4 protein-coding genes are annotated in these 3,898 nt (G+C 68.9%); all 4 read right to left on the reverse strand.

Annotation, left to right across the window (positions count from 1 at the left end):
* Positions 1 to 135 precede the first annotated feature (135 nt).
* On the reverse strand, positions 136 to 843 hold the full coding sequence (locus EQG76_RS11855; RefSeq protein WP_159713592.1) for a GntR family transcriptional regulator: 708 nt from the start codon (positions 841 to 843) through the stop codon (positions 136 to 138).
* A 6-nt stretch (positions 844 to 849) separates the two neighbouring features.
* Complete coding sequence (locus EQG76_RS11860; RefSeq protein ID WP_159713594.1) at positions 850 to 1,806, reverse strand: 2-hydroxyacid dehydrogenase; 957 nt, start codon at positions 1,804 to 1,806, stop codon at positions 850 to 852.
* Between the two features lie 38 nt (positions 1,807 to 1,844).
* Entirely contained in the window at positions 1,845 to 3,170 is a 1,326-nt protein-coding gene (locus EQG76_RS11865; RefSeq protein ID WP_159713596.1) for an ABC transporter substrate-binding protein, read from the reverse strand.
* A gap of 96 nt (positions 3,171 to 3,266) precedes the next feature.
* The coding region (locus EQG76_RS11870; RefSeq protein WP_159713598.1) for an NAD-dependent epimerase/dehydratase family protein at positions 3,267 to 3,898 on the reverse strand (632 nt) is incomplete at its 5' end.

Here is a 3,898-nt window from a genome sequence, read left to right on the forward strand (position 1 = left end):
GGTAAGCTGCGGTGCTCCTCGTACACGTCGATCGGCCGGACCAGCCGCTCCTCCCAGAAGGTGCCGTCCACCTGCATGGTCCCGGTGACCTTGCGGACCTTGAGCCGCGTGATCTTCATTCCCGCCTCTTCCTGATCATGACGTAGGGTCCAGCCCCTGGCGTCCGAGCGCCTCCAGGAAGCCGCGATGCGCCAGGTGGACGTGGTGGCGCAGTTCCGCCAGCGCCTCGGCGTCCCGGCCGGCCTCTAGATGCTCGACCACTGCCAGGTGGTCGCGCTGCGAGCCCTGGATCTGCTCGGGCGTGCGGATGAAATGGAAGCGCAGCCGCCTGATCCGGCCGGAGATCCGGGCATAGGCCTCGATCAGCTGGTCGTTGCCGCCCGAGCCGATGATCAGCTCGTGGAACGCCGTGTCGAACGGATGATAGTCGGCAGCCGGCCCACCCACCGCCGCGGCCGCCTGGTCGACATTGGCCCGCAGCGCACGACACAGCTCGGCCCGGTCCTTCATTGAGCCGATCTGCAGGGCACCCAGCTCCAGGATGGCGCGCAGCTCGCAGGTCTGCTGGACGTCCTTCTGGTCGAACACGGTCACGAACGTGCCGCGCTGCGGCCGGACCTCGACCAGTCCTTCCGCCTCCAGCTTGACGAAGGCCTCGCGCACCGGCGTGCGGCTGGTGCCGAGCTTCTCGGCGAGCATGCTCTCCGACAGCTGGCCGCCGGGGTCTAGCTGGCCCATCACGATCAGGTCGCGGATCTGGTCGGTGACCAGGGTCGCCAGGGAGCGCGGCCGGACGATCCGCATCGTCCGGGCGGCAATTGGCTGGGTCCGGGGCAGGTGCATGGCGGCTCAGGCGACCGGGGTGCGCGCACCCTTGCCGGCAAACCAGTCGACCAGGTTGCCGACCACGCATTCGCCCATGGCACCCATGGTCTCTTCGGTGCTGCTCGCCACGTGCGGGGTCAGCACCACATTGTCCAGGCGCAGGAGGGCGTCCGGCACGTTCGGCTCGTCATCGAACACGTCTAGCCCGGCCGCTCCCAGCCGGCCGCCCACCAGTGCGTCGACCAGGGCCGGCTCGTCCACCAGCCAGCCGCGTGCGATGTTGACGAAGATGCCGCGCGGCCCCAGCGCCTCGATGACCTCCTTGGGCACCAGGGGCGGGCTGCCCTTGGGCCCGCCGGCCGCGCACAGCACCAGCAGGTCGGAATCCTGGGCCAGTGCCACGGCGCTGTCGAAATACTGATAGGGCACGTCCTGCCGGACCGGGTCATGGTAGCCGATCCGGGTCTTGAACGCGGCCAGGCGGTGCGCGACCTCGCGGCCGATCCGGCCGAGGCCCAGAATGCCCACGCGCATGCCGGTGAGCTTGCGGCCGAGCGAGAGCCGCGTCCCGCCCTGCCAGGAGCCTTCCCGGATGAACCGGTCGCCCAGCGCGATCTTGCGGCAGGCGGCGAGCGCCAGCGCCACGGCGAGGTCGGCCACGTCGTCGAACAGCACTGGGGCCGTGCAGACCGTGATGCCGCGCTCGCGGCACAGCGACAGGTCGGTGGTCTCAAGACCCACGCCGTTGATGGCGCAGATCTCTAGATTGGGCATCAGCTCGATCTGGGCCCGGGACAGGCCAGCCATGCCGTGGCTGGCCACGCCGCGGACCCGCTGGCCGACCTCGCGCAGCATGGCGAGCGGGTCGGCCGCCCCGTAGACCCGGTGCACGACGAAGTGCCGCTCCAGCGCCTCCATGACTTCCGGCCGCTGCGCACCCACCGCCGCGATCTCGACCCTGCCCGCCTGCCCGTCGCTCATCTGTGCTCCTGCTCCACTCGCTCAGCAAATGCCGGGCATCAGGCCCGGCGGTAGATTCGCTCCGCCCGGCGCTGCGCCTCGGCCGCCGCCTCCTCGGGCGTGGCCTCGCCGGTCACCACGGTCGAGTACATCTGGAGGACGATCCCGTCCGCCCGCGCCGCCGAGGCCGCCTCGCCCGGACTGCCCTTGTAGCTCTGCGGCAAGGCGTTGCGCATGATGTTGCGGAACGGCGTATAGAGCGGATCGGCATTCCAGATCGGCGTGGCGTCGTAGGCCTGGAGCGGATGGGTCCAGTAGCCGACGCTCGCCTCCTGCCAGGGCACGTACTGCTCCTGCTCCATCATGAAGCGCAGGTACTGCTTGGCCGCGTTCGGATACTTGCTGTACTTGAAGATCACGCCGTTGATGACCAGCGCCCCCTGGGTGGGCTTGCCCACCGGGCCCACCGGATAATCGGCATGGCCGATATCGTCGGCCATCGCCCGCATGGCCGGGTCGTCCGCATTCTTGGCGGCGTAATAGACCGAGATGCCGTTCGAGGTGAGCCCGATCTCGCCCGCCAGGAACGCCTTGTTGTTCGACGGGTCGAGCCAGGAGATCGTGCCGGGGATGAAGGTCTTGGCCAGCTCGTTGACGTAGTTCAGCGATTCGATGGTCTTGGGATTGTCGATCACCACCTGGTCGTTCTCGTCGACCAGCGAGCTGTCATAGCCCCACAGCATTGTATCGGTCCAACCGCCGTCGCCCACCGCGCCGAAGGCGAAGCCGGCCGGGTGACCGATCCTCTGCAGCTCCTGGCAGAGCTTGAGGAAGCCCGGGAAGTCCTTGGGGAACTCGTCGAACCCGGCCTCCTTCACCCAGGACTTGCGATAGACCATGGCAGCGCCGTTGCCGCCGACCGGGATCGCGATCCAGTCCTCGCCGCGCTTGCCGTAGAACGAGCAGACCGGGAACCAGCCGCCATACTTCTTGCCGAGATAGTCGGCCAGGTCATTCAGCGGGACGAGCTTGTCGGCGAAGAGTTGCGGGTCCTCCTGCCAGGCCAGGGCAATGTCCGGCCCGGTGCCGACATTGGCCGCGACCGCGGTCTTGGGCCGCAGGTCCTCCCAGCTCTCGCTGTCGACCCGGACCTCGACGCCGAACTGCTCCGTAAACTTCTTGGTGTTCTCCAGCCACTGGGTCTCGTCGCCCGGCACGAACTTGGCCGGCCGCAGCACGCGCAAGGACGCGCCCTCCTCCACCGGCCAGTCCGGCACCGGCACGTCCGCGGCCTGGATCTGGGCAAATGCACCCCGGGCGAAGGCGGCGCTCGCCATCAGCCCCAGGCCTGCCCGCATCACCGAGCGTCGGGTCGAACCACCCATGATCTAACCTCCCAGATTGGCGATCTTCGTCGCGTATCACTCTGCCATACTAGCATGGCACGACTGTCGCAACCGCCCCGGGGAAGATCCGTCACGTCAGCCTTGCCGCAGTTCGCGGCGCACCCAGTCCACCACCGAGCCGTGCCGCGGCTGCCAGCCGAGCTCGGCCCGCGCCAGGTCCGCGCGCACCCGGCTGTTGGAGGCGAGCGCGAACATCGCCTTCTCGAACCCCCATTCCGCGATCGCCTCGTCGGCCGGCCAGCTCTGCGCCTCGCCCAGGCCCAGCGCGTCGGCGATCGCCTGGACCAGTTCCTTGAACGACGCCTCGCCGTTCTCGACGAAATAGAACGAGCCGGGCTTCGCCCGCTCCAGCGCCAGGAGGTAGAGGTCAGCCATGTCCTCGACATGGACATTGGCCCAGCGGTTCAGGCCGCGGCCGACATGGCGCGCGATCCCGCTCCGCTCCGCCTGGCGCACCAAAGCCGGGATCTGCACGCTGTCGCGATTCAGGCCCAGCCCATGGCCGTAGATCAGCGTGTTGCACAGGACCACCGAGCGCACGCCCACCGCCGCCGCCTCGCGCACCCGCTGGTCGACCCGTACCCGCGCCGCCTTCTCCGGCTCCGGCGTGACCTCCTCCAGCCGCCGGTAGATCCGCTCGTCCGGCTCGCCCCGCGCATCGTTGGCGGCGATGCTGGAGCCGCTGGTGTGCAGGAACGGCTTGTTCG

Source organism: Geminicoccus flavidas (genome assembly GCF_009806515.1).
GTDB classification, from domain to species: Bacteria; Pseudomonadota; Alphaproteobacteria; order Geminicoccales; family Geminicoccaceae; genus Geminicoccus; species Geminicoccus flavidus.